Source organism: bacterium (assembly GCA_035295165.1).
Classification (GTDB): domain Bacteria; phylum Sysuimicrobiota; class Sysuimicrobiia; order Sysuimicrobiales; family Segetimicrobiaceae; genus JAJPIA01.
The window spans coordinates 59,701-84,356 of record DATGJN010000089.1; the positions used below are offsets into that span (position 1 = coordinate 59,701).

A 24,656-nucleotide genomic window follows, 5' to 3' on the forward strand; every position below is an offset into this window, starting at 1 on the left:
CATTGTAGGAATGGAGCGTGATCTGTGTTCACAGAGTACCTGCGCGAGCTGCAAAAAGTTGCGTTGCTCCGACCGATGGATGAGGCGCGCCTGTGGCATGCGTACCGGGGGCGCGGTGACGGCCGGAGCCGTGCGCGGCTGATCGAGGCGTACCAACCGCTCGTGTTCAAGGTTGCCATGCAACTGCGGCTGCGCGAGGCGATCATCATGGACATGATCCAAGAGGGGACGGTGGGGCTGATCGAGGCGGTCGAACGGTTCGACCCGGAGCGGGGTGTACGGTTCAGCACCTTCGCCACGTTCCGGATCCGCGGCCGCATCCTCAACGCGTTGCGACGCGAGCGTCCCGCGGCGCGGGACGTCGCCAGCCACGACGAGTCGTTCCTGGAGCGTGTTCCCGATCCCGCGGCCACCGACCTGTTGGGGGCCGTCGAGGACGAGGTGTTGGTGGAGCAGATCGTCGCCGCGATCGACCGGCTTCCGGACGAGCGAGAGCGCCGGATCCTGCACGGATCTTTCCTCGGCGCGGAGGAACCCCGCCGCATCGCCGGCGAACTGAAGATCAGTCTGTCTCACTTCTACCGCCTGCAGAAGCACGCGCTGCAGCGGATCCGGGAACTGGTCGCTCCGGCCGCGGGCGGACTGCGGGCACAAGGAGTCCACGAATAAGCGCGATGCGCGAGCCAGACGCGTTGCTCCACCACCTTAGGCACGCCGAGGAGTGGCTCCGGTGGGCCCGGAGTGACTATCGGAGAGGCGACTTTCGGGGCGCGGTGCTGCGCCTGCTGCTGGCCGAGGCCGAGGTGCGGCACGCGCGCGAAGCGGGCTCCCAGCCGATCGAAGAGACCTCCGCGCGGCCGTTCCGTCGGACGCGGCTTGTGACCGTGGGGGCGCTCGGCGCCGCCGTGCTGCTGGCGGCGGCATGCGGCGCGTTTCTGTCAGGGGCGGCAACGCCGCGCGCCGCGGCGTTCCCGGTCGCACACGCCGCCCACATGGCGCCGCTGGGCAACGAGTCGTGGGGGGTTGTGCGGCTGGATACCGGGGACTTTCTGACGCTGATGTCGTCCGGTCCGCAGGCGTCGCCCGGGCCAACGACCGGGGTGGGTTCCGGTCTCTCCGGCCAGCAGTTTGTGGATGAGTTGATGTCCCAGTTTGGACAGTTCACGCCGACTTCTGCGAGCGGACCGGCGATGCTCGCCACACCTGGGGATCTCGATCATCCTGCCGCTGCCTTCTGACGCCCGCCCCGAAGTGGGGCGGCGGGGTGCCGGTTCGGGAAGACCATCACGCAGCATGGAGGACAGCGTGGCCGTGCCCAAACGACGGATGCGAGCGGTGCGCGCAATAGGGGCAGGTCTGATCTGGGTGCTCCTCCTGGCGTGGCCGGGCTCCGGATGGTTGGCGGCGCAGCCGTCGACCGCACCGACGACGCAACCGAACCAGGCGCAGCCGACGGCGCCGACCACCCCACCCGCGACGCAACCGGGCCAGGCGCAGCCGCCGGCGCCGACCACGCAGCCGGCTCAGCCGGGCCAGCAAACGCCGCCGTCGCCACCCGCGCCGTCCCCATTCCAACCCATCCCGGGGACGCCGCAGCAGACGCTCCCGCCGCAGAAGGTGCTGGACGTCGTGGTGCGCGGTAACGATCACGTCCCCACCGACACGGTGCTCGGGGCCGTCTCGACGAAGCCGGGCGACCCCTTGAACGAGGAGCGCCTGCGCAACGACGTGCAGGCGATTCTCAGCCTCGGCCTGTTTGCGGACGCCGTGCTGCGGCTCGAGCCCTCCGCGGACGGGGTGACCGTGGTGTTCATCGTGGCGGAAAACCCGGTGATCAGCGCCGTCAAGATCACGGGCAACACCGTCATCTCGACCGCAGACATCGAGCAGGCGCTTAAGGTGCCGGCTGGACAGGTCCTGAACACGATCGCGATGCGGCAGGGCGCGCAGGCGGTAGAGAGCCTCTACCAGGGTAAGGGGTACGCGCTGGCCAGGGTGTCGGACATCTCCGTGGACGAGAAGGGCGTGCTGTCGCTCGTCATCACGGAGGGACGGATCGAGGCGATCAAGATCGAGGGCCTGCACAAGACGAAGGACTACGTCGTCCGCCGCGAACTGACGTTCAAGCCCGGAGACGTCTTCAACGTGAACGACGTGAATGCGAGCCTAAAAACGCTGTTCGCCTCCCGGTACTTCTCCGACGTGAAGGCGGATCCGGGTCCCGGCACCCAACCCGACACGGTGGACGTGACGATCACGGTGACCGAGCAGCGGACGGCGACGTTGAGTTTCGGCGCGGGCTACAGCACGGTCACGGGTTTGGCTGGCCTCGTCGGCGTCCAGGACATCGACTTCGGCGGGAACGGGCAGACGGTGAGCGCTCAGTACGACAGCACCACCCTGAACGGCAACAACTTCACGTTCACCTTCCACGAGCCGTACTTCCAGGGCAGCCGGACCGTGCTCGACTTCTCCGCGTTCAACCAGACGACGATCCCGACCGACTACAGCCTCGGGTTGAACAACCAATTCCAGTACACGATGTACCAGTCCGGTGGCCAGTTCACGTTCACGGCGCCGATCCGCACCGATCCGAAACAGTTTTTCGAGTACGGACTCAAGTCCGTGAGCACGCAGTTCGGCGCGTCGATCCTCACGACGTCGACGATCCCGACCGGGTTTGTCTTCACCCCGGGCATCGTCAACGCGGTCTTGCTCGGCGCGTACCAGGACACGCGGAACGACATGGTGAACCCGACGACGGGGCAGGTCATCGCGCTGAACACGGAGTCCGCGATTGCCGGAGACTTCCGTTTCGAGAAGTACGAGCTCGACGTCATCCAGTACTGGCCGACCGGCAACGCCACCATCGTGGGGCACGCCCACTTGGGAACGGGGAGCGGGGTGCTGCCCATCCAGGAACAGTTCTACCTCGGAGGCCAGACCTCGCTGCGGGGGTACGCGACCGGGCGGTTCCGCGGCGACGAGATGGCTATCGTCACCGGGGAGTACCGGTTCCCGTTGAACTCGCTCCCGCTTCTCAAGTCGGTCGGCGGGATCACCGGGATCGTTTTCGCCGATGCCGGCGACGCCGAGCCGTACGGGACGGCTCCCACCAACTTCAAGATCGACTACGGCTTCGGGATCGCGGCGAAGACGCCGATTGGGTTGTTCAGGGTCGACTACGGCGTCGGGTCCGAGGGCGGGCAGTTGTGGATTTCCACCGGAACGACGTTCTGACGCAGCAGGGGGGCCGTACGGCGGCGATGCGCGAGTCGCCGCCGCGCGGGCGCGAGGAGGGAGATCAGGGATGATGCGATGGAACGTGAAGACGATCGGGATCGCGGTCGCGGTGATCGTCGTGCTGGCGGCGGCCGGGTACGTCGCGACGCGGACGGGGTCGGTGTTCGGCAGCCAGACCGGGACGATCGGCTACGTGGACATGCAGCGGGCGCTCAACGCACACCCCGGCAAGGCGGCCGCCGAGTCGGCCCTGCGCGACTACGCGCAGGCGCAGATCGCCGACGCCCAGCAGAAGATGAAGACGATGTCGCCGGGTCAGCGGCAGCAGCTGCAGGGCCAGGTGGACCAGTCGATCCTCCAGAAGCGGGCGGAACTGCTCGGCGGCCTCGACAAAGACATCCGCAACGCGATCCAAAAGGTCGCGGCGCAGCAGGGCATCAACGTGGTGCTCGACCGCACGGTGGTGCTCTACGGCGGCGTCGACCTCACGGATCAGGTCGCGAAGTTGCTCAGCGGTAAATAGGGGCGTGTCGAGAATGTCCCTCGAGAGAGCTCGGGGCGATGGCCGCGCAGTACGCTGATCCGCGGCCCCGCCGGGGCGGCGCAGATCGCCGGGTCCTGTGGGCATGCGCGGGCGCGGCGGTGGTGTGCGTGTTGAGCGGATGTCAGGGGCGCACGCCGGTGTCTCATTCGACCGCGCCGCCGGCGGCCACCGTTCCGGCCGGGCCAAAAGTGGCGGTCGTGGACTTCACACGGGCGCTGCACGCGCACCCGCGGTGGCCCGAGGTCGATGCGATCGACCGCCGGATCGCCCAGCTTCAGGCGCAGCTCGCGACGCCGACCGCACCGCAGTTCCAGATGCCGCAGGTCAACATTCAGCCACAGATGCAGGCGGCCGCGCAGCAGGCGGTCGAGCAGATGCGGCCTCAGTTCCAGCAGCAGTTCACCGAAACGGCGACGGCCATGCGCGACGCCGGACGGAAGGAACTCGAGGCGTTCGTCGCCCAGGTCCGAGCCGCCGATCAGGCCCAGTTCGATCAGAAGCAGCAAGCGCTGCAGGCGCAGTTTGGAAAAGACATCCAGGACAAGCAGCAGGCGCTCGACAAGGACAACGAGCAGTTCCAGCAGCAGACCCTGGAACAGTACCGGCTGCCGTTACTGAACCTGCATCTCAAGCGAGACGCCGTGGCGCCGGGCAACCGGCAGCAACAGCAGGATCTCGACCAACAGATTCAGGCGATGACCAAAGAGCGCGACGACAAGATCGCGGCCCACGAGAAGGCCAACCAGCAGGCGCTGGCGGATTTCCAACAGCAGCAGACCCAGGCATATACGCAGCAGCTCAAGGACTTGCAGGCTCAGCTCACCGCGGACGCGCAGCAGCAGGTGGCGCGGAAGCAAGCGGAGATCAACGCCCGGCTACACGACGTCCTGGTTGCCAAGCAGACGGAACTGAACACGCAGATGAACGCGAAACTCAAAGCCGATCTGCAGGCGCGCCAGCAGGCGCTCGTGCAGGGCGCGCGCACCCAGCTCGAGCACGCCCAGCAGCAGGCGGTGACCGACGCGCAGGCGCAGGGACAGACGCTGCGCGCCCAGCTTCAGGACGCCGAGGGCGAGCGCGCGCGTCTGCTGGCGGAGATCCTGGCGGACCTGCGCGTCGAGGCCGCGGCCCTGGCGCAACAGAAGGGGTACGACATCATCCTCACGCAGACGCAGGCGGCCGTGGACGTGACGGACGTCACAGACGATCTGATCGCGCGCATCAAGCGGTAGGCTGGGGTGCACAACAACGTGCGGGGGAAGACCCGGGGTGCCCGCGAGATCGCATCATCGCAGCGGACTCACGGGGCGGGTTAACGGGGGCGAGGAGGTCGGGATGTCGCAGTTCGGGGGGGCGGCTCTCATCCTGGCGGCGGCGCTGTTTGTCAGCGGGTGCGGGCCGCAGATCGGAGTCGTCGATACGCAGCGGGTCCTCAACGAGAGCGTCAAGGCGCTCGAGTACCAGAAGCAACTCAACGACCGCGAGAAGCAGATGGTCGCCGAGCTCGCCGCGCTGAACGGCCAGGTGAGCCCAGCCGAGCTCACGGCGCGCCGGGCCAGCCTGATGACCGAGTTGACGCAGCTGCGGGGCGATCTCGAGAATCAGCTCAACCAGCAGCTCCACGACGCGGCGGCGCAGGTGGCGCGTCAGGACGGGCTGCGCTTGGTGGTCGTCAAGAGCTCCTCGTACCTCGGCGGTCGGGACGTGACCCAGCAGGTCATCGACCGGCTCAAGTAGCGCCCGCCTCCATGCGGCTCGAGGTTCTGGCCGGGCATGTGGGTGGACGCCTCGACGGCGACCCCGCGGTTGAGGTGACGCGAGTCACGGCCCCGGGCGAGGCAGGGCCGGGGGCCGTTGTGGTGCTGTCCGATCCACGCCTCCTCCCCGGGGTCGAGGCTGCGGCGGTGATCCTTCCCGACGACGCGCCCCCCACGCGCCTCCCGGCGATCCGCGTGCGCAACGTCCGGCTGGCGCTCGCGTTGGCGTTGCGCGCCCTCGCGCCTCGTGCATCGCCCGCGCCGGGGATTCATCCTACGTGCCTGCTGGGGGCGCGGGTCCGGTTGGGGGCGGATGTGTCGCTGGGCCCCTACGTGGTGGTGGGCGACGACGTCGAGGTCGGCGACCGGGCGGTCGTCGGTGCGCACGTCGTGCTGGAAGACGGCGTGCGCGTCGGGGCCGACGCCGTCTTGCACCCGCGGGTGACCGTGCGGCACAGCTGCACGCTCGGCGCGAGGGTGGTGCTGCAGGCGGGCGCGGTGATCGGCAGCGACGGGTTCGGCTACGCGCAGGACGCGCAGCGCCGCCACGTGCCGATCCCTCAGGTCGGGACGGTCGTCGTCGGAGACGACGTCGAGATCGGCGCCAACTCCACGGTGGACCGGGCGACGCTCGGGGTGACGCGGATCGGACGCGGGACCAAGCTCGACAACTACGTGCACATCGGCCACAATGTCGAGATCGGCGAGGACGTCGCGATGGCGGCGGCGTGTTTCATTGCGGGCAGCGTCCGGATCGGCGACCGGGTGTTGATCGGCGGCATGAGCGGTGTCGCAGATCATCTCACGGTGGGCGACGACGCGATCATCGTCGGCGACACCGGGGTGACGCGCGACGTTCCGCCGGGTGCCGTCGTGGCGGGGCGGCCGGCTCGGCCGCGCATGGAGCAGCGTCGGGCCCAGGCCGCCGCTCAACGCGTCCCCGAGCTGCTCCGCGAGATCGCGGAGCTCCGCCGACGCGTCGAGCGCCTCGAGGGGAGATCATAACCGCCGGGCCGCAGCACACGATCGCCGCCCCGGTGACGCTGTCCGGCGTCGGCCTGCACTCCGGCCGTGCGGTCCAGATGACGGTGCGGCCGGCAGCGGCGGACGCGGGGGTCGTGTTCGGGCGCACCGACCGCTCGGGCCCGCCGGTGCGGGCGGCGCTCGATGCGGTGACCGACACGCAGGGGTGCGTCGCGCTCGGCGGCGAGGCGGGCGTCCGAACCGTCGAGCACCTGTTGTCCGCCGCCTGGGCGCTCGGCGTGGACAACCTCGCCGTCGACGTCGACGGCGAGGAGCTCCCGGGGCTCGACGGCAGCGCGCTGCCGATCGTCCACGCGCTGCGCGCCGTCGGCGTGCGGGCGCTTCCGTCGCCCCGCCCGGCGATCGCCGTCCGCGCGCCGGTGTGGGTCCGCGACGGCGACGCGTGGGCGCTCGCGCTGCCTGCGCCGAGGTTCTCGGCGACGTATGTCGTGACGCTCGCGCCTCCCGGTCCGGGCGACCAAGCCGCGACGTACGATCCCCTGCGCGATGTCTACGAGGAGACGATCGCGCCAGCGCGAACGTGGGGATACGAGAGAGACGCGGCGGCGATGCGCGAGCGAGGGTTGGCGCGCGGCGCTTCGTTGGACAACACGCTTGTGATCGGCGGAAGCGGGTTCCTGAACGCGCCCCGGTTCGTCAACGAGGCGGCGCGGCACAAGCTGCTCGACCTGCTCGGCGATCTCGCGCTGCTCGGAGGCGATGTGCACGGCGCGGTGATCGCGGTGCGCGGCGGCCATCGGCTGCACGTGGCGCTTGCGCGGGCGATCGCGGAACAAGGGGGATGAGGGTGGACGCAGGCAGGCCCGGTCCGATGGACGTAGCGCAGATCATGGCGCGGCTGCCTCAACGCTATCCGCTCCTCCTGGTGGATCGGATTTTGGAGTTGGAGCCCGGTAAGCGGATCGTCGGCCTCAAGAACGTATCGATCAACGAGCCGTTCTTCGTCGGCCATTTCCCCGGCTATCCGGTGATGCCCGGCGTGCTGATCGTGGAGGCGATGGCCCAGGTCGGCGGGGTGCTGGTATCGTTCTTACCGGGCGCCGCGGGCCGGCTCGCCTACTTCGCCAGCATCGACCGTGTCCGTTTCCGCCGGCCGGTGCGGCCGGGGGACCAGCTGATCACCGAAGCGATCTTGATGAAGACGCGCGGCCGGTTTGGCAAGGTGCAGGTGGCGTCGCGCGTGGACGGCGTCGTCGTCGCCGAAGGGTCGATGACGTACTCGATTGGGGGCACGGAGGAAGGAGCCCTGCGTATGGTCGGGGGGAAGCTCCTGAGCCGCGAGGAGGCGGCCAGTGAGCGCGGCTAAACCGTCGTCGCGCGCCCCGTCCGGTGTCGACATCCATCCGACGGCGGTGGTGGACCCCGACGCCGAGCTCGGCGCCCGCGTGCGCATCGGCCCGTATTCGGTGATCGGGCGGCGGGTGCGGATCGGCGACGAAACATCGATCGGCCCGCACGTCACGATCGAGCCGCATACCGAGCTGGGGCGCGAGTGTCGGGTGTCGGCATGTGCGGTGTTGGGCGGGCCGCCCCAGGACCGCCACTTTTCCGGAGAGCCGACCGTCTTGCGAATCGGCGACCGCGTCATCCTTCGCGAATACGTGTCGCTCAGCCGGGCGACGGGGGACGGCACCGAGTCCGTGGTCGGGGACGACACCGAGATCCTCGCATATTCCCACGCCGGGCACAACTGCCGGATCGGACGCGGCGTGCTCATCACGAACGGATGCCAGATCGCCGGGCACGTCGTCATCGAGGACCGGGCCGTGCTCGGCGGCATGGTCGGGGTGATCCAGTTCGTCCACATCGGCACGATGGCGATGATCGGCGGGTTGAGCCGGGTCGTCCAGGACGTGCTGCCGTACATGCTGGTCAACGGCAACCCGATCCGCACCGTCGCGGTCAACCGCGTCGGTCTCCAGCGGGCCAACGTGCCGCGGGACGTTCAGGAGAAACTGCGGCGTGCGCACCGGCTCCTCGTGCGGTCCGGCCTCGATGTCTCCCACGCGGTTGAGCGGATCGAGACCGAGATCGAACCGTGCGCTGAGATCACGCACCTGCTCGAGTTCATTCGCGCGGGCCGCAAGCGGGGAGTGGGGTTTCCGCGATGAGCGTCGGTCGCGCTCCGGACGCCGGCGGGGCCGACGTGCCGCCGGTCGGGCTGATCGCCGCCGCGGGGGCGCTCCCGGTGGAGATCGCCAGGGGTGCGAAGCGGCTCGGCCGCGAGGTGATCTGCGTCAACGTGCTCGACGGCGATCCGGCTCTTGAGGGGCTTGCGGAGGCGTACTATGCGATTTCGTTGGGCGAGCTCGGCGGCCTCATCGGCGCCCTGCGCCGCCACGGCGTGCGCGAGGTGTTGCTCGCCGGCAAAGTGGACAAGCTGGCGGCGATGCGCAGCGTGCGTCTGGATGCACAGGGGGCCCAGGTCGCCCTCCGGTTTGCGGATCTCCGCGACGCCAGCATCCTGAGCGTGTTCGTCGGGGTGCTCGAGGAAGCCGGCTTCGAGGTGGCGAGCCAGACGCGGTACGTCGGCCACCTCATCCCCGAGGCCGGCGTGCTCGGCCGCCGCGCGCCGACTTCCGAGGAGGCGCGGGACATCGCGCTCGGAGTGCGCGTGGCCCGGGGCGTCGCGGGATTGGACGTCGGGCAGGCCGTCGCGGTCCGCCGCGGCGTGGTGGTGGCGGTTGAAGCCGCGGAGGGTACCGACGCGATGATCCAGCGCGCCGGCGCCCTCGCCCGGGGTGTGTCGATCGTCAAGGTGAGCCGTCCCAACCAGGATCCCCGCTACGACCTTCCCGTCGTGGGGCCGCAGACGATCGCGGCGCTCGCGGGCGCCGCGGGCGCCGCGCTGGCGGTCGAGGCCGCCCGGACGATCCTGCTCGACCGGGAGCGGCTGGTGGCGGCAGCCGATGCCGCCGGGATCGCGGTTGCGTCGGTCGATGTTGCCCCGGGTATGGGCTGACCCCGCGTGCCGGTCGCGACATCATCCGCCGCACGCGTTGTCGTTATCGCCGGGGAGGTCTCGGGGGATCACCAGGGGCGCGGGCTGATCGCCGCGCTCCGCCGTGCGCGTCCGGATCTCTCCGTGTCGGCGGTCGGCGGTCCGGAGATGGCGGCCGCGGGGGCGGACGTGCTGGTGGACAGCACGCGCTGGGGGGTGATCGGCTACGCCGAAGCGTACGTGCGGCTGCCCGTGTTTGCCGCCCGGTTCTGGCGCATCGTTCGGCTGGTTGAGCGCGTGCGCCCGGATCTGCTGCTGCTGATCGATTTCCCCGGGATGAACCGGGAGGTCGTGGCGCGGTTCTCCGGGCGGCTGCCGATCGCCTATTTCTTTCCTCCGCAGACGTACGGCCGGCGCGGGACGTCCGCCATCCGCATGGCGCGGGCCGCGGTGCGCCTGCTGGCCGTGTTTCCGTTCGAGGCCGAGGCGTACCGCCGCGCCGGGGCCGACGTCGTGTACGTGGGACATCCTGCGGTGGACGCGGCGGACCGGGCATCGGCGAGGCGGGAGGCGGTGCGCGCCGAGTGGGGCGCTGGGGGCGCGACGGTGCTCGGGTTGCTGCCGGGGAGTCGAGCGCAGGAGGTGCGCAGCCTGCTGGCGCCGATGCTCGACGCGGCGCGCGAGCTCGGCCGGAGGCGGCCGGTCCGGTGCGTGTTGCCGCTCGCCGCTCCCTTTCTGCACTCTGAGGTCGCGTCGGCGATCGCGCGCTCCGGCGTCGACGTCCGGGTGGTCGACGGCCGCGCCCTCGACGTCATGGCCGCGGCGGACGCCATCGTCGTGGCCTCGGGCACCGCGCCGGTGGAGGCGGCATGCGTGGGCGTGCCGATGGTGGTGGTGTACCGTGTCTCGGCGATCACGGAGTGGATCGCGCGACGGTTTGTCCTGACGCCGGAGGTCGGCTCGGCGGGATTCTCGACCCCGAGCATCGTGCTGGGGCGTCCGGTCGTTCCGGAACTGCTGCAGCGGGCGGTCACCGGCCCGCGGATTTACGATGAGCTCTCGCGGCTCTTCGATGGCGGCGCCGAGCGCCAGCGTGTCGACCTCGCGGCGGTACGCGAGCGCCTCGGGCCGGCCGGTGTGTTGAACCGCGTCGCGGCCGAGGTTCTCGGCATGCTGGACAGGCGGGCGGAGGCCACGATACGATAGAGTGAGTGCGCGAGGGGCGCCGCATGCTGCGGCGCGGCGGTGCGCGCGGGAATCCGTGGATATCTATATCAGGCGGCGCGGGGACCGATGGAGCGTTTCTACGGATCGATGACGTACCGGGAGCGTCGGCAAACGAGCACGCGATGTCGAGTACCACGAGATCCGCGGTGTTGATGGCACGCCGGGTCATGCTGTGGGCGATTCCGATCGTCCTCGTTGCCGCGCTGGCCTGGAGTCTCATGCCGCGGGGAGGCCCGCAGCCGAACACCGCGCCGCGGCCACCCGCCGCCGCGACACCGCCGCAACAGGGCGGCACCGCACAGACGCCGGTATCGTCCGGCGCACAAGCCCCGGCCGCGGCCGATTCGCGCGCCGCGCAGGCCGGGAAGGGGATTCCGAACGGCGAGATGCGGTCGGGTCATCTCGTGGACACCGACGCCTCGGGCCGTCGGCGATGGCAAATCACCGCCGACGACATCGCGCTGGCGGAGGGCGGACAGGTGATGCATCTGCGAAACGTGCACGCGGTGTTCTACGACCCGAACGGATCCGCGATGACCGTGAGCGGCGCCCGGGGAGTGTACGACACCCGCACCAAGGAGGTGCGGATGACCGGGGACGTCCACGGCGTCAGCGCGAACGGCCGGCAGATCTTCGCCGACGAGCTCAACTATGCTCCCGGGACGGAGCAGGTCACCGGGACCGGCAACATCCGCGTGGTCGAGGAGCGCGTCATCATGTACTCGGACCGAATGGTCTCCGACACACGGCTCGGGCAGACGCAGTTCTTCGGCCACGTGCACATGACGGTGCGGTGAGGCTGTTGTTCCGACGGGGAACCAGACCATCGTGCGGGCGCGCCCGGGCCAGCCGGCGCGCGGTCGCCGCGCTTGGGACCGCGCTGGCGGTTCAGCTCGCGCTGCTCGGTACCGGTTCGGCGTGGGGGCAGACGCCGAGCGCCCCCACCCAGGGCCCCGGAGCCCCGGCGTCGCCGCCCGTGCCGGTCGAGGTGACCGGCGCCACCCAGATCGACTACGATGCGAAGACCGAGGAGTACACGTTCCGCGGGCCCCGGGTCGTCGTGACCCGAGGCGAACAACGGCTGGTCGCCCCCGTGATCTTCTATCGCGCATCGACGCGGCGCGCCGAGCTTCCTGAACGGGGCACGGTGTCGACGCCGACCGAAGAGCTCACTGCGGACCACATCGTAGCCGAACTCGGCGCCCGCCATCTCCTCGCCGAGGGCCAGGCGGCAGGACGCTTTCTCGACCAGGGCGTATGGGCGTCGATGACCGCCGACCGCGTGGAAGTCTGGGACCAGGCCGATCGGCGCGACGTCGTGGCGAACGGCCACGTCGTGGCGACCCGTGGCGACCAGGAGCTTCGAGGTGACCGGGTCACCTACGATCGCGTCGCGCAGCACGCGACGGTCGACGGTGACGCGGTGGCCACGCGCGGAGGCGATCGGTTGCAGGCGGACCAGGTCGTTGCCGACCTGGCGACGCGGGACGCGGTCGCGACAGGGCACGTCACGCTCGACCGGGCCGCCGAGGCGATGCACGGGACGGCGGACCGGGCCACATACACGGGCCGGACCGACACGACCGTGCTCACCGGGCACGCCATGCTCACGCGCAATCGCGACGTCGTGACCGCGGACACGATCACGGTCAACATGGCGCAGCACCACGCCACCGCGGACGGGCAGTCCAAGGTCGTCGCCTATCCGCAGCAGGGCGGCGACCAGGGGACCTCGCCGTGAGCCCCGTGATCGCGCTGGAACGCTCGCGGGGGATGCTCCGAGCCGACGGGCTCGCCAAGCGCTATGGGGAGCGCACGGTCGTCGACGACGTGTCGCTGTCCGTGCGACCGCGCGAGATCGTCGGCCTGCTCGGCCCGAACGGGGCGGGAAAGACGACGACGTTCTACATGATGGTCGGGCTGGTACGGCCGGACGCGGGTGAGGTATGGATCGGCAGCCACAACGTGACCGGCGAACCCGTGGACATCCGCGTGCGGTCCGGGCTCGGCTATCTCGCCCAGGAGCCGTCGATCTTCCGGCGCCTGACCGTCGAGGAAAACATCCTGCTGGTGCTGGAGCAGCGGTCGGAGCTCACCCCGGACGCCCGCTCGGAGCAGGCGGCCGAGCTGCTCGAGGAGTTCGGGCTGACGCACGTGCGCGCGCAACGGGCCTGGACACTCTCCGGCGGCGAGCGTCGGCGCGTCGAGATCGCGCGGGCCCTCGCGCTCGATCCCGCGTTCCTGCTGTTGGATGAGCCGTTTACCGGAATCGACCCGCGGGCGGTGCAGGAGCTTCAGGAGACCGTCCGGTATCTGCGGGAGCGGGGGTTGGGCGTGATCATCACCGACCACAACGTACGGGACACCCTCGCGATCACGGACCGGGCCGAGATCATCCACGGCGGCCGCATCCTGTTCACCGGGCAGCCCGAGGAGGTGCTCGAGAGTTCGGAGGCACGGCGGTTGTATCTCGGCGAGGGGTTTCGGCTGTGACGTTCACCCTGCTGGATCGCCTGCTCTGGTCCGAGATCGGGTCCTCGTTCGGATTCAGCCTCGGCCTGTTCAGCGTGCTGCTCGTGATGAATCACCTCTTCTATCTGGCGCGCCTGGTGATCGGACAGGGGATCGCCGTGCAGACCGCGCTCATCCTGATGGTCTACAAGATCCCCTACTTCGTGGCGTTCAGCGTGCCGATGGGCGTCCTGCTCGCGACGGTGCTTGGCATCGGCCGGCTGACCGATCACAACGAGATCGCCGCGCTGCGCGTCGCGGGGATCAGGTTGTACCGGATCGCGGTGCCGGTCGTGCTCGCCGGCGCGCTCGCGACTGTCGGCGCGCTGATCTTCTCAGAAGGCGTGGTCAGCCTCAGCGACGACCAGTACCGGGTCGTCTTCAACGAGGTGATGTCGCACGGCCCCGACCTCCGGCCCGTGGAAAACGTATTCTTCCAGGCCCCCACCACCGGCGGGAACGCGCTGTACAGCGCGCATCAGTACGATCCTCGAACGCGCACCTTGCTCGGCGTGACGGTCGTCTATCTCAACGCCGGCCAGCCGCTCGAGATCATCGAGGCGCAGAACGCCACCTACCGCCGCGGGGTGGAGTGGACGTTCCACCGCGGAAGCGTGTACGCGTTTCAAAACGGCAGCGTGGTGACCACGGCGTTCGACACGCTCGCGGTCACCGTGCCGCGTTCCCCTCAGGAGTTTACGGTCGCGCCGCAGCAGCCCTCGGACATGAGCATGCGCGAGCTCGCCCGGCAGGTCGTGACGCTGCACCGCGAGGGCGCTGACGCGCGCGCGTTCGTGGGCGAGCTCAACTCGCGGTTCGCGACCGCGGCCAGCTGCATCGTCTTCGCCCTCGTCGCGCTACCGCTGAGCCTGCGTCCCCACCGGTCGGGACCGAGCATGGGCCTCGGGCTCAGTATCCTCGTGCTGATGGCGTACTACGTGATCGCGATCCCGGCCCAGCTCGCGTCGGATGGGCGACTCCTGTCCCCCGTGCTCGCGGCCTGGCTCCCCGACGCCGTCGTCTGCGCCGGCGGGGCGATCCTGCTGGCGCGGGCGGCCAGGTGAGCGCGCCAGAGGGCGCGTCTTTTCTCCGGCGGCGGGAGCTTCTTCTCCTCGGTCTCGTGTTGCTGTTCGCCTCTGGGCTGTTCACGTTCCGGCTCGGTGCCGGCAGCCTGTGGGACCTCGACGAACCCCGATACGCGCAGGCCAGCCGGGAGATCTTGGCCACCGGGGATCCGGTCACGATGCACCTGGACGGCAGCGCGTGGTTCGGGCCCCCGCCGTTGTGGATGTGGTTGCAGGCCGGGACCGGGTGGGCGTTGGGCTTCACGGAATTCACGGCGCGGGTGTGGGCGGCGGTGTTCGGCGTGCTCGGTGTCGGGGTCACCTGTCTCCTCGGGTGGGAGTGGTTCGGGCCGCGCACCGGTGTCCTGAGCGGGTTGATTCTCGCGTCGACTCTCGAGTACGTGCTGCTCTCGCGTCTCGCCGTGCTGGACGTGGTCGAGGTGGCGTTCCTGTTGCTGGCCGTGCACGCGTTCTACCGGGGCTACCGTGACCGACGGCGGGCCGACTACCTTCGAAGCTTCCTCTTCGCCGGGCTGGCCACGTTGACGCGCGGTCCGGTCACCCTGGTATTGTTGGCCGCCGTGTTCGTGCCGTTTCTGGCGTACCGCCGCGCACTCCGCCGCTGGCGGGAGATCCCGTGGGGGTGGGGAGGTCTCATCTACCTCGCGATCGCCGCTCCATGGTACGGTGCGGAGGTCGTCCGCGCGGGGGCAGGGTTTCTGACGGCGGCGTTCGGCGGCCCATGGCTTCGCCCGGTGCAACCCCGCGTCGGCGCCTTGCTGTACGACGTGCCGGTGCTGATCCTCGGCGCGGTACCGTGGGCGGCGTTCTTTCCCGGGGCGCTCGTGTACCATTACCTCCGCCGCTGGCAGGACGGCAGCCTGCTGTGCCTGCTGTGGTGCGGCGTGACGTTCGTGGGAGCGGTGGCGATCGGCGGCCGGCTGCCCGACGACGTGTTTCCCATCTTCCCGTTCGCGGCGATCGCGATCGCACGGCTGTGGGAAGAGTTTCTATTCGAAGGCGCCGGGCGGCTCCATCGCACGCTGATGACATCGTTCTTCCTTCAGATCGGCGTCGTCGCGCTGCTCGCGCTCGCGGTGGCGGCTTTTGCGACGGTGCGCTATCCTCGGGCGTTCGAGGCCGTGCGGGTCGTCCTGATCGTCCCGCTCGCCGTGTTGGTCGCGGGGCCGGCACTGACCGCGGTCCTGTTTCGTCTCGGCCGGTACACCGGGGCGTTCCTGACGTTGCCGGCGACGGTGGCCGTGTTCGTCGGCGTCCTCTACACCTTCACGCTGCCGGTGGTGGAGCGGCAGAAGCCGATCCGGCCGCTGGCGATCGAACTGGGCCAACGCCTTGCGCCGGGCGACCGGGTGATCGGCTATCGCATCGGCACGCCGGCGTCCCTGGTCTACTACACGAACCACCCCGTCGTGTGGATCAACGATCCGGAGACGTTGCGGGAGCGCCTGTGCGCTCCCGGGCGCGCGTTCTTGGTGACGACCCCGGCCGAACTGGCGGGGAGTGCCGCGCGCGTCGCCGAACCCCTTCAGCCGGTGGGAGCCCGCGACGACTTGGTCGTGCGGGAGAAGCCCGCCGGCGCCGGATGCGGGGGGTCGAGCTAAGTGCGGGTCAGCGTCATCGTACCCACGTACAACGAGCGGGAAACGGTGCCGGTCCTGCTCCGCCGGCTCGCCGCTGCCGTTGGGCAGCCTCGCTGGGATGCCGAGGCGGTCGTCGTGGACGATTCCTCGCCGGACGGAACCGGGACGGTTGCCGTCGAGGTCGGCACGGAGTTGCGCGACGTGCTGCCCGTGGTCGTGCTCAGCCGGCCCGGGAAGGCGGGACTCGCGTCGGCCGTGCTTGAGGGGGTCCAGCGTGGCCGGGGGGACGTCGTCGCCGTCATGGACAGCGACCTATCGCATCCGCCGGAGGTCGTGCCGGCGCTGCTTGCCGCACTCGACGGGGGCGCGGACCTTGCGATCGGGTCGCGGTATGTGCCCGGGGGCGGAATTACGCGGTGGTCGATGTCCCGCCGGGTGTTGAGTTGGGGCGCCACGCGGCTCGCCCGAACCCTGCTGGGGGTGGCGGTGCGCGATCCGATGTCGGGCCTGTTTGCGTGTCGGCGCGCCCTGTTTGACGGCATCGAGTTCGAAGGTCTCGGGTATAAGCTGCTGCTCGAGATCCTGGCGTCCGGGCGCGCGCACAGGGTGGAGGAGATACCGTACCGGTTTGAAGAGCGGGCCGGAGGCGAAAGCAAGCTCGACCGGGGCGAGGTGCTGAACTACGTCCGGTTGCTCGCGCGGCTGCGGCAGCGCCGTCGGATTCGCGCCCGGGAGGAAGCCACGCGATGAACGGCGCCGCGCTCCTGATCCCGATTCTGATTCTCGTGAGCGGCCTGGTGGCGTTCATCGGCAACCTAGTGGGGCGCAACATCGGCCGTCGGCGACTGACCCTGTTCGGGCTTCGCCCCCGCTACACCGCCCAGACCATCACGATCGTGACCGGGATGCTCATCACCGTGGTGACGCTCGCGGTCGTGCTGCTCGTCAGCAACGACGCGCGGCAGGCGCTCTTCCACCTGCAGGAGCTTCAGCAACAGACGCACACGCTTGAAGCCGAGATCGCGCAGCAGGAAGCGCAACTGCGCGCGCTCCAGTTCCGCGACGTCGTCTATCAGAACGACCAGGAGGTCCTCCGCACGGTGATCGACGGTCAGGCGCCGCTCGCCGACATCCGGCGGCGCGTGCAGGCGTTCCTCGACCTGGCCGCCCAGGCGGCGCGGGAGCGTGGGCTCGCGCCCGGGCCCGACGGCGTGATGGTGCACATCTCGCCGTCGGGGGTGACCGTGGACTCTGTGGCGCAGGACATCGCGGAGCGGGCCCAGCCGATGGTGGTTCGGCTGATCGCCAGCGAAAACACCGTGCGAGGGCTTCCGCTGCGGGCCAACTTGCTCGTCTTCCCCAACGTGCGAGTCTATCAAGCTGGGCAGACAATCGCCTTGGCGAAGATCGACGGGCGCGGCACACGGGCGCAGGTCGAGACCGGGCTGCTCGCGCTGGGATCGGCCGCGGCGGAGCGTGCGAAGCGCGACGGCATCATCTCGCCGCCGTTTGCGCTGGCGTCCTCCCCGCCCGACCTCCGGATCGACCCCGCCGTCTTCTTGCAGGTGCTCGACCGCGTGCAGTCGAGCAAGACCATGGTGGACGTGCGGGCGGTCGCGCTGATCGACGCATACACCGTCGGCCCCGTGCAGTTGACGTTCCGTTGAGCGTGCTCGCGGTCGATCCGGGGCGGGACAAGTGCGGAATTGCCGTGTGCCGGCCCGGCGAAGTGCTCGCCCATCGCGTGGTCCCGTCTGACGCCCTGGCCGACGTGGTCCGGGACTGGATCACGGCCTACCGGGTCGAGGCGATTGTGGTCGGCAACAGCACCGGCGCGGCCGGCGTCCGGACACGCCTCGTTGGCTGCGCGATTCCGGTAGTCAGCGTGGATGAGCGGGGGACCACGCTCCTCGCGCGAACGCGATATTTTCGGGACCATCCGCCGCGCGGGTTGGGGCGTCTGATCCCGAGATCGTTGTTGGTGCCGCCGGAACCGTACGACGACTACGCGGCGATCTTGCTCGGGGAGGCGTATCTCCAATCTCGTGGGCGATGACCCTCGTCCAGCAGGGCGACGCCCGACGGAGAGAGGTTAGGGGCATGTTTGAGAGAAGAAATTGTGTAGCAAATATAGCCATATCCTGTACAGAATCGAACAAATGATCGTACATTCATTGACCGATTTCTCTCCCCGGTGCAGGAAATTGGGACCCGTCGTCGTAGGGTGAACCCGATGGAAGTGTGTCGCTTCCTTGACATCGAACAGTTACGCGAATACGATGACCAGGCCATACCCCTGAGTTGATCAGGCTTGCTTTCACCCGCTCCAGCGGCCAAACGCCGCGAGCGGGCGCTCACTCGGAAGGAGGGGAGGCACGACAGAGTGAGATCCCGGGACGGGTGTGGCACGGGGGGAGCGCACGGGAACGCAGAGGCGCGAGAAAACACGGTCACTCGAGCCAACGGTTCCTGCCCGCCCCCGACATCACAACACGCAAGGGGGAATGAAATGGGCAGCATGAGGAACATTGCGGTAGCTGTCGCGACCGCGCTCGTGTTTGCCATGGTTGCTCCCGCTTTCGCACAGCCGTTCGCGGACGTGCCCACGAACCACTGGGCATACGACGCGATCGCTGAGTTGGCGGCGAAGGGCCTGATCGAGGGCTACCCCGACGGGACCTTCAAGGGCGACCGGGCCATGACGCGGTACGAGATGGCGATGGTAGTGGCACGGCTGCTGGCGCGGATCGAGAGCATTCAGATCCCCGCGCCGACGCCGCCGGAAGTCACGAAGGCAGACCTCGACGCGATCAACCGGCTGGTGAACGAGTTCCGGGCGGAACTGGCCGCGTTGGGTGTCCGTACCACGGCGATTGAAGAAGAGTTGAACGCGATCAAGGCGCGGTTGGACAACGTCCGGATCACGGGCGGCCTCCGGTTCCGCGAAGACATCGCGCGGAACAGCTACGGTTCAGGGAGCGGGTTGAACCTGACCGGCGTGTCCCAGACCGTCGTCGGCGGGACCGCGAACGGGACCGGACCGGCGTTTAACCTCGGGACCGTTGGCGTGAACGCCAGCGCGGGTACCGTGGGTGCCGGTACGGCGCAGTTCCTGCAGGGTGCTGGCGGGGCGAGCAGCCCGTTCGGCATCAACGGGAACCCGCGTACGTCCCAGATCGACGCGAGCAACTTCCCGACCACGAACCGTCCGCGGTACGAGTTCAAGCTCGGGTTTGACGGTTCCGTCACACCCGACATCCACTACGTCATCGGCCTCCTGAGCGCCGGTGGCTACCAGATCTTCAACAGCGGCCAAGAGGGCATTTCCGGCACCGGCGGTCTCGCGTTCGGCAGCGAGGGTGCCTCCAGCGCGTTCGGCAACGGCGCGTTCGGCGAAATCGACAGCGCGTTCCTGGACTGGCGGAACGCGTGGGGCCTGCCGCTTGAGATCATGCTCGGCCGGTTCGGCAACAACACGCCGTGCGGCGGCGGCTGCTACCCGATTCAGTGGGGTCCGTTCGGCCTGATCATGAACGACAACACGGACACCTGGGAAGATTCCACCGCAAGCGGTGGGTTCAACCAGGCGGACGGCCTGCGGATCGATTCCCACATTCCGTCGCTGGCGGACTTGAACTTTGAGTTCGCGATCATCCGGATCCAGGGCGGTAACAGCGGTCCGTTCGGCGGCACCGCGAGCCCGGCGATCAGCGGCGGTCAGTACCTCTTCGGCGAGGATGCCTACGGCGCGAACGCCAACATCCAGGTCATCCCTGGCCTCCGCGTCGGCCTCGACTACGTGGCCAACACCATCACCCCGAACAGCCCGACTCCTGGGCCGGGTGGGTTTGGCAACGCGGCCCAGTGGCACGTCTACGGTCCTAGCGGCGGCTCGCTCAACCCGGGCCTCGGGACCTCGGCGCTCGCCACGAACGGGTACCACTGCGTGTCGGTCACCGCGACGAGCGGCCCCGGCATCGCGTGTCCCGCAGCCGGCAACGGCTGGGACGGCTATCTTGACTGGACGATCGTGCCGGGCGTGAACTTCGACGGCGAGTACGCACAGTGGAACGATACCGTGTTCAACACCAGCGACAACGGCTACAAGGTCAACGTGCACTGGGACCTCGGCGCGTTGCTGGGCGTCGGCCACAACTTCGCGATGGACACGGGCTACGTCAACTACGGCCAGAACTTCTACGCGCCGTACGGCAGCCAGGAGATCGACACCAACCAGAACGGCAGCCTCTACCCTGGCAACGCCAACGCGTTTGAAGTCGGGCTGAGCATCTCGCCGTGGACCGGCTGGACGCTCTACGGGTCCGGCGCGTTCGGCAACTTCGCCTCGAACGGTCAGACGCTCTCCACGTACGAGGCGGGCATTGTGTACAACTTCGTGCAGAATGCCAACATCACGTTCAAGGTTCGCGAACTCAAGATCGCGAACATTGAGCAGTTCCTGCTGTACCGGGCGCAGATCGACTACAGCTTCTAACAGGCGCTCGGGTGTTCAAGGCGGCGGCTCCCCGGGAAACCGGGGAGCCGCCGTTGCTTCTCCCCGAACCCGCTTTGGACCCATCTGTACCACGCGGAGGACGTGCGTGGATCCACGTGACCGGTTGATCGTCGCGCTCGACATGCCCTCGCTCGCCGACGCGGAAGGTCTGGCAGACGGTCTCCGGGGCGTCGTGCGGTGGTTCAAGATCGGATCGCACCTATTTACGACCGCCGGGCCGGATGCGGTCGCCGCGATCGCGCGGCGCGGGCGGGTTTTCCTCGACACGAAGTTCCACGACATCCCCTCGGTCGTAGGGGCCGCAGTCGGCGCGGCAGCGAGACAGGGGATCGCGCTGTGCACGGTCCATGCGTCGGGCGGGACGGCGATGATGCGCGCGGCCTGGGAGGCCGCGTCCGCCGAGGCCGCTGTTGGGGGCGAACGCCTTCGGGTGATCGGCGTGACGCTGCTCACGAGCGCCGACGCGCAGACGCTCGCCGAGACCGGTGTTGGGGGGTCGCCCGCCGACGCCGTCGTCCGGCTCGCACGGCTGGCCCAGGCAGCGGGTCTCGACGGTGCGGTGACCTCGCCCCTCGAGGTCGAAGCGGTGCGGACGGCCTGCGGCCGTGAGTTCCTGTTGGTTTGTCCGGGAATCCGCCCGCTCGGTGGGCGGGAGGATGACCAACGACGCGTGCGCGCGGCCGGCGCCGCCGTCGCGGCGGGCGCCGACATGCTGGTCGTCGGACGTCCGATCACCCGGGCCTCGGATCCGAGACGGGTCGCGGAGGAGATTCTTTGCGAGATCGGGGAAGCGGCGGCGAACGTGCAGCTCCCAAACTAGACCTCGCTGGCTTCGACAGCTGAGACGGTCTGGGGCGGAGGTGGCATGACTGCTAGAAGTGGAGCGGGCCGTCCCACACAAGAACGGTGAACTGTCCCACGCCTTGATAGACATGACTCGGTCGGCCAAATGTCTGCGTGGCAATGGTCAAGGTCACACCGCTATCTCGATCCCACTGCGAGCTGGGGTCAAAGACCAGGAAGTTTGCAGGATGAGTAGCTGAGTACCACGTGTTCTTCGACATCCAGTTGTACGGGGAGATGCGCCATCCTGAGGACGGTACGTCCGACGGCACCAGCCCGGGTTGGTTGATCTTCGTCGATACCACGGGCCGTACCATCACACGGCCTTGGGATTCCACCGTCACGAGCGAAGCTTCCCAGTAGCCCCCGTATCCGTAGTGCAGCCCGTGAGCTGCAAGCCATCGGGCGAGCGCCACGTCCTTGCGATTATATTCGCTCGCCGGATGATGGTGAAGGTATTGTCCGACAGGGCCAGCGTAGACGAGGATCAGCGCGACTCCGAGTCCCGCTGCAAGCCCCTTCTGGCGGGATAGCCATGGGGCTAAGAGGGCGCCAAAGCGCCGCGCCAGCACAACGCCGGCGAGGAGAAGCAACGGGAGCCGGTAGCGAATATCTTCATTGGCGGTGCCGAGCACGTTGCCGAGGAAGACAAACGCGGCGGCAGCGGCCAATACCGTGGTGAGCCAGTCCTCGGGCGAGCGGTGTGTCGAAGCGGAGCGCATCTCGTCACGCAATGCCAGCCACGTTGCTACCATCGCCGCCGCAAGGTATGTGAGGCGCAGGGCGGCCGGCGCGAGATTTTGGTTGATCCCCTGACCGAAGACGTTTCCTCCCGCGAGATCCAGGAGGGCGCGCCCCAGGTTAGAAACGCTCTGCCCGATCTGGGCGTATGAGATGGTCGAGGCCCCGAAGGGGATGATGGTGGCCCCCCCAAGGTGCCTCACGAGCGAACCACAACCAAGGGTTCCAAGCCACGCGGCGGCGCCGGTACACAGGGACAACAAGGACCTTCGCCGCTCCACGGGACGTTGAGCGGCCAGGACACGCGCAAGTGAAACTACGGCAATCGGGACCACGGCGACAATGGTTGTGTACGGATCGCTCACTCCCGCAGCGGTGAGTACGATAAGCGCGAAACCGGCGAGCAACCACCGTTGGAGGGCGTGATCTATCATCTTCTGAGCATGATACAAGGCAAGTGTGGAGACGAGCGCCGCAACGAGTGTCCCCGTATGGAAAGGGCCCATCAACACCTGTGAGATCATGGCAGGAGACGGAAATATGATTGGCAGGACTGGTAGCAGAGCGACAAACGGGATGGTCGGGCCAAGTTTCGCCCCCGTGGTCGAAACCACCACAAGAGCAGCGATGAGGGCGAGACAGATAGCAACCGGAACGACATACAATAGCACAGGGTTCAGCCCAAGAATCGGAAGGGCCACCATATAGATGAGCACGTCAGTGAACCAGTAGGAGTCCGGCGGCAAGGTCCATCCGTGCAGAAGCCAGTTTCCGCGCGCTATGTCTGCAGCATACAAGAGATTGCTCGCTGGATCCGCGTTCAGCCCATTGGTCGTTGATAGCCGAAAAAGGTAGACTCCGAGCACCACGGTGGCGAGGCACACCAAGGTGGCGGTGGTAGTCGGTCGTAGCCATCTCTTCGTGATGTGCGAACTGCTCGGGGCAGGGACCATTGACGTCACGGTGAACTTCTCTCGCTGTTCACAGCCCCGGTTGGGTCCCGCATATCTCACCGTTCTGGGGGGGCGCCATGTGGGCCTCCCTACATGGGACGAGGTTCGGGGGAAACATCTGGCCACACGCCCAAGGATGAGATAGATTCCGAAGCGCCCGCACATCACGAGACGCGAGCAACCCCCCGGTCTCGGGACCGGATGGATGGGGGCACAGAGTCTTCGTCCGTGGCGGCGACACGAGCGGGAGCGCGGTTGTGCGGTCGGCGCCGTGCCGCTCGATCCCGTCGTGACATGGATCATACCGAGGCCTGGGATACTATGAGGGACTCGGTCGCCATGCCAGGTCTTGTTGCTGTCGAAGAGGGGTGCGTGGGTATGAAGCACAACTGGCATCGTTCGGTCGTGACCGGATCGACCGGCGTAGGCCTCGCCACCCTGGTTGGCATGCTGGGTCTGTGTGCGGCGGTCGCCGCGGGGGCCACTGCTCCGGTTTCGGTTGCCGTCGTCGACTTCTACGCACCGACCCCGCTGCCGGTCATTGGCGCCGTGATCCCCGAGCGCGCCGCCGCCGATGAACTGGCGACGCTCCTCGCCCGCGGCGCGGCCGGAGGGATCGCGGTCGTGCCGCAGGCCGCCGTGGGGCGGGCCGAGGCCTCGATCCACTGGCGCACCCAGGACGCGCTGTCGTTTTCGCGACTCGCCGATCTCGCCGGGGCTCTCGGGGTCGGCCGGCTCGTCGTCGGCTGGATTCCGCTGCTGAGTGTCGCGGGGAACGGAAACGAACCCTTCGAGCCTGACAGCAACGGGATGCCCATCGCGCAGGCGTCTGTGGTCGTGCAGGTTTTCGACGCGGGACAGGGCCGGATCGTCGCGGAGACGAGCCACTCCGCGTCGGCGGTCGGCATCATGCCGGCGATCCTCGTCCGCGACGTGCTGCGCAACGCGCTGGCACCGACGGTGCCCTGGCTCGTGACGCAGCTGGCGCCGGCGTCGATGCGGGGCAAGCCGGTTCGGTTGCGAAGCGGGGATCGCACCGCTATACTGGCGGCAGGGCTATAGCGGAGGTGCTCACGCATGTCGGTTCGTGTGGTGACCCCGCTGATCTTCATCCTCGCGCTCTCCGTGCTGGCCGCGGATCTCAGCGTCGGATGCGGTCAGCCGTATGTGTACGGCGTCGTTTCACAGAAGTACGCCAGAACGGGCGAAAACGACGTGTGGATGCTCCAGGTGGGTGATGAATCCTGGGGCGTGCCCGACAACTTCTGGCACCAGGTTCAAATCGGCGACACCGTGAAGTTCGACGGCAAGACCTGGTCGATCGTGAAGACCGCGAACGGGACGGTGCCCGCGAACACGACGGCACCCGACGTGCCGCCGAACGTTGCGAACCCGCCGGGGACCGCGCCGAGTCAGACGCCTCACTACTAGATCGACCATTCGGTTGCTCTGCGGCGTGCCGGACGCCGCGGAGCGGACGTCGCGGGCGTCGCGAGATGCCCGCGACGTTGTGTTCCGGTCGCATGACGCCGTGTCGTAGTTCAGCAATCCTGTCATGCTAACGGTTCAGCGAAAATGTCACCCCCTGGGCGCTGAGCTCTTTGCGGCGAGCGATCTGAGCGTATTGCCTCCAGGGATGATCGGGCCCGGGACGTGGATCACGCGGCGGTG

The 24,656-nt window shown here is 68.4% G+C and carries 25 protein-coding genes; 24 read left to right on the plus strand and 1 reads right to left on the minus strand.

The annotated features are described in order from the left end of the window. Positions 1-24: 24 nt before the first annotated feature. The 22 genes from VKZ50_14620 to pyrF all read left to right on the plus strand — a co-directional run bounded on the left by VKZ50_14620 (position 25) and on the right by pyrF (position 21,268). On the plus strand, positions 25-669 hold the full coding sequence (locus tag VKZ50_14620) for a sigma-70 family RNA polymerase sigma factor (protein ID HLJ60955.1): 645 nt from the start codon (positions 25-27) through the stop codon (positions 667-669). Between the two features lie 5 nt (positions 670-674). Beyond that, complete coding sequence (locus VKZ50_14625) at positions 675-1,238, plus strand: hypothetical protein (protein HLJ60956.1); 564 nt, start codon at positions 675-677, stop codon at positions 1,236-1,238. A gap of 97 nt (positions 1,239-1,335) precedes the next feature. Beyond that, positions 1,336-3,240 (plus strand): POTRA domain-containing protein, encoded by a 1,905-nt coding sequence (locus VKZ50_14630; protein ID HLJ60957.1) that lies wholly within the window; start codon positions 1,336-1,338, stop codon positions 3,238-3,240. Positions 3,241-3,310: 70 nt separating this feature from the next. Then, a complete protein-coding gene (locus VKZ50_14635) occupies positions 3,311-3,766 on the plus strand; it encodes an OmpH family outer membrane protein (protein ID HLJ60958.1) in 456 nt (151 codons plus the stop codon). 38 nt (positions 3,767-3,804) lie between these two features. Beyond that, on the plus strand, positions 3,805-5,019 hold the full coding sequence (locus VKZ50_14640) for a hypothetical protein (GenBank protein HLJ60959.1): 1,215 nt from the start codon (positions 3,805-3,807) through the stop codon (positions 5,017-5,019). A 103-nt stretch (positions 5,020-5,122) separates the two neighbouring features. Beyond that, complete coding sequence (locus tag VKZ50_14645) at positions 5,123-5,524, plus strand: hypothetical protein (GenBank protein HLJ60960.1); 402 nt, start codon at positions 5,123-5,125, stop codon at positions 5,522-5,524. Between the two features lie 11 nt (positions 5,525-5,535). Then, positions 5,536-6,549 carry a UDP-3-O-(3-hydroxymyristoyl)glucosamine N-acyltransferase gene (gene lpxD / locus VKZ50_14650; GenBank protein ID HLJ60961.1) on the plus strand — a complete coding sequence of 338 codons (1,014 nt, stop codon included), beginning with the start codon at positions 5,536-5,538 and terminating at the stop codon, positions 6,547-6,549. 20 nt (positions 6,550-6,569) lie between these two features. Continuing rightward, positions 6,570-7,373, plus strand: coding sequence for a UDP-3-O-acyl-N-acetylglucosamine deacetylase (gene lpxC / locus VKZ50_14655; protein ID HLJ60962.1), 804 nt, complete (start codon positions 6,570-6,572; stop codon positions 7,371-7,373). Continuing rightward, positions 7,370-7,894, plus strand: coding sequence for a 3-hydroxyacyl-ACP dehydratase FabZ (gene fabZ, locus VKZ50_14660; protein HLJ60963.1), 525 nt, complete (start codon positions 7,370-7,372; stop codon positions 7,892-7,894). Before lpxC ends, fabZ begins: the two co-directional genes overlap by 4 nt. Then, the gene (lpxA, locus tag VKZ50_14665) at positions 7,881-8,699 is read left to right on the plus strand and encodes an acyl-ACP--UDP-N-acetylglucosamine O-acyltransferase (GenBank protein ID HLJ60964.1); all 819 of its coding nucleotides are present in this window, start codon (positions 7,881-7,883) and stop codon (positions 8,697-8,699) included. Before fabZ ends, lpxA begins: the two co-directional genes overlap by 14 nt. Continuing rightward, positions 8,696-9,550: a UDP-2,3-diacylglucosamine diphosphatase LpxI gene (lpxI, locus tag VKZ50_14670; protein HLJ60965.1), complete on the plus strand. Its 855-nt coding sequence runs from the start codon at positions 8,696-8,698 to the stop codon at positions 9,548-9,550. The genes lpxA and lpxI overlap by 4 nt, the downstream gene beginning before the upstream one ends. A 6-nt stretch (positions 9,551-9,556) precedes the next feature. Further along, on the plus strand, positions 9,557-10,735 hold the full coding sequence (lpxB, locus tag VKZ50_14675) for a lipid-A-disaccharide synthase (GenBank protein HLJ60966.1): 1,179 nt from the start codon (positions 9,557-9,559) through the stop codon (positions 10,733-10,735). 143 nt (positions 10,736-10,878) lie between these two features. Beyond that, positions 10,879-11,553, plus strand: a complete 675-nt coding sequence (gene lptC / locus VKZ50_14680) for an LPS export ABC transporter periplasmic protein LptC (protein ID HLJ60967.1) — start codon at positions 10,879-10,881, stop codon at positions 11,551-11,553. Next, positions 11,550-12,497: an LptA/OstA family protein gene (locus VKZ50_14685; GenBank protein ID HLJ60968.1), complete on the plus strand. Its 948-nt coding sequence runs from the start codon at positions 11,550-11,552 to the stop codon at positions 12,495-12,497. Before lptC ends, VKZ50_14685 begins: the two co-directional genes overlap by 4 nt. A 32-nt stretch (positions 12,498-12,529) precedes the next feature. Then, positions 12,530-13,249: an LPS export ABC transporter ATP-binding protein gene (lptB, locus tag VKZ50_14690; protein HLJ60969.1), complete on the plus strand. Its 720-nt coding sequence runs from the start codon at positions 12,530-12,532 to the stop codon at positions 13,247-13,249. Beyond that, entirely contained in the window at positions 13,246-14,331 is a 1,086-nt protein-coding gene (locus VKZ50_14695; GenBank protein ID HLJ60970.1) for an LptF/LptG family permease, read from the plus strand. The genes lptB and VKZ50_14695 overlap by 4 nt, the downstream gene beginning before the upstream one ends. Further along, on the plus strand, positions 14,328-15,953 hold the full coding sequence (locus VKZ50_14700) for a glycosyltransferase family 39 protein (GenBank protein ID HLJ60971.1): 1,626 nt from the start codon (positions 14,328-14,330) through the stop codon (positions 15,951-15,953). Before VKZ50_14695 ends, VKZ50_14700 begins: the two co-directional genes overlap by 4 nt. Then, positions 15,954-16,682 carry a polyprenol monophosphomannose synthase gene (locus VKZ50_14705; protein HLJ60972.1) on the plus strand — a complete coding sequence of 243 codons (729 nt, stop codon included), beginning with the start codon at positions 15,954-15,956 and terminating at the stop codon, positions 16,680-16,682. Beyond that, a complete protein-coding gene (locus tag VKZ50_14710) occupies positions 16,679-17,599 on the plus strand; it encodes a DUF3084 domain-containing protein (GenBank protein HLJ60973.1) in 921 nt (306 codons plus the stop codon). Before VKZ50_14705 ends, VKZ50_14710 begins: the two co-directional genes overlap by 4 nt. Continuing rightward, the gene (locus VKZ50_14715; protein ID HLJ60974.1) at positions 17,596-17,988 is read left to right on the plus strand and encodes a pre-16S rRNA-processing nuclease YqgF; all 393 of its coding nucleotides are present in this window, start codon (positions 17,596-17,598) and stop codon (positions 17,986-17,988) included. The genes VKZ50_14710 and VKZ50_14715 overlap by 4 nt, the downstream gene beginning before the upstream one ends. A 453-nt stretch (positions 17,989-18,441) precedes the next feature. Then, positions 18,442-20,427, plus strand: a complete 1,986-nt coding sequence (locus VKZ50_14720; protein HLJ60975.1) for an S-layer homology domain-containing protein — start codon at positions 18,442-18,444, stop codon at positions 20,425-20,427. Positions 20,428-20,533: 106 nt separating this feature from the next. Beyond that, complete coding sequence (gene pyrF, locus VKZ50_14725) at positions 20,534-21,268, plus strand: orotidine-5'-phosphate decarboxylase (protein HLJ60976.1); 735 nt, start codon at positions 20,534-20,536, stop codon at positions 21,266-21,268. 52 nt (positions 21,269-21,320) lie between these two features. On the opposite strand, the gene VKZ50_14730 is transcribed toward pyrF, so the two are convergent. Beyond that, positions 21,321-22,901: a hypothetical protein gene (locus VKZ50_14730; protein HLJ60977.1), complete on the minus strand. Its 1,581-nt coding sequence runs from the start codon at positions 22,899-22,901 to the stop codon at positions 21,321-21,323. Between the two features lie 456 nt (positions 22,902-23,357). Between VKZ50_14730 and VKZ50_14735 the strand changes: the two genes are divergently transcribed. Next, positions 23,358-24,047, plus strand: a complete 690-nt coding sequence (locus tag VKZ50_14735; protein ID HLJ60978.1) for a hypothetical protein — start codon at positions 23,358-23,360, stop codon at positions 24,045-24,047. Between the two features lie 15 nt (positions 24,048-24,062). Continuing rightward, a complete protein-coding gene (locus VKZ50_14740; protein HLJ60979.1) occupies positions 24,063-24,416 on the plus strand; it encodes a hypothetical protein in 354 nt (117 codons plus the stop codon). Positions 24,417-24,656: the final 240 nt, after the last annotated feature.

Excerpts from the sequence above, each read along its gene's own strand:
- VKZ50_14645 (HLJ60960.1), top strand. The coding sequence starts at position 5,123 with ATGTCGCAGTTCGGGGGGGCGGCTCTCATCCTGGCGGCGGCGCTGTTT.
- lptB (HLJ60969.1), top strand. The coding sequence starts at position 12,530 with ATGCTCCGAGCCGACGGGCTCGCCAAGCGCTATGGGGAGCGCACGGTC.
- fabZ (HLJ60963.1), top strand. The coding sequence starts at position 7,370 with ATGAGGGTGGACGCAGGCAGGCCCGGTCCGATGGACGTAGCGCAGATC.
- VKZ50_14640 (HLJ60959.1), top strand. The coding sequence starts at position 3,805 with ATGGCCGCGCAGTACGCTGATCCGCGGCCCCGCCGGGGCGGCGCAGAT.
- lpxD (HLJ60961.1), top strand. The coding sequence starts at position 5,536 with ATGCGGCTCGAGGTTCTGGCCGGGCATGTGGGTGGACGCCTCGACGGC.
- VKZ50_14740 (HLJ60979.1), top strand. The coding sequence starts at position 24,063 with ATGTCGGTTCGTGTGGTGACCCCGCTGATCTTCATCCTCGCGCTCTCC.
- lptC (HLJ60967.1), top strand. The coding sequence starts at position 10,879 with ATGTCGAGTACCACGAGATCCGCGGTGTTGATGGCACGCCGGGTCATG.
- VKZ50_14635 (HLJ60958.1), top strand. The coding sequence starts at position 3,311 with ATGATGCGATGGAACGTGAAGACGATCGGGATCGCGGTCGCGGTGATC.
- VKZ50_14720 (HLJ60975.1), top strand. The coding sequence starts at position 18,442 with ATGGGCAGCATGAGGAACATTGCGGTAGCTGTCGCGACCGCGCTCGTG.
- lpxI (HLJ60965.1), top strand. The coding sequence starts at position 8,696 with ATGAGCGTCGGTCGCGCTCCGGACGCCGGCGGGGCCGACGTGCCGCCG.
- VKZ50_14625 (HLJ60956.1), top strand. The coding sequence starts at position 675 with ATGCGCGAGCCAGACGCGTTGCTCCACCACCTTAGGCACGCCGAGGAG.
- VKZ50_14710 (HLJ60973.1), top strand. The coding sequence starts at position 16,679 with ATGAACGGCGCCGCGCTCCTGATCCCGATTCTGATTCTCGTGAGCGGC.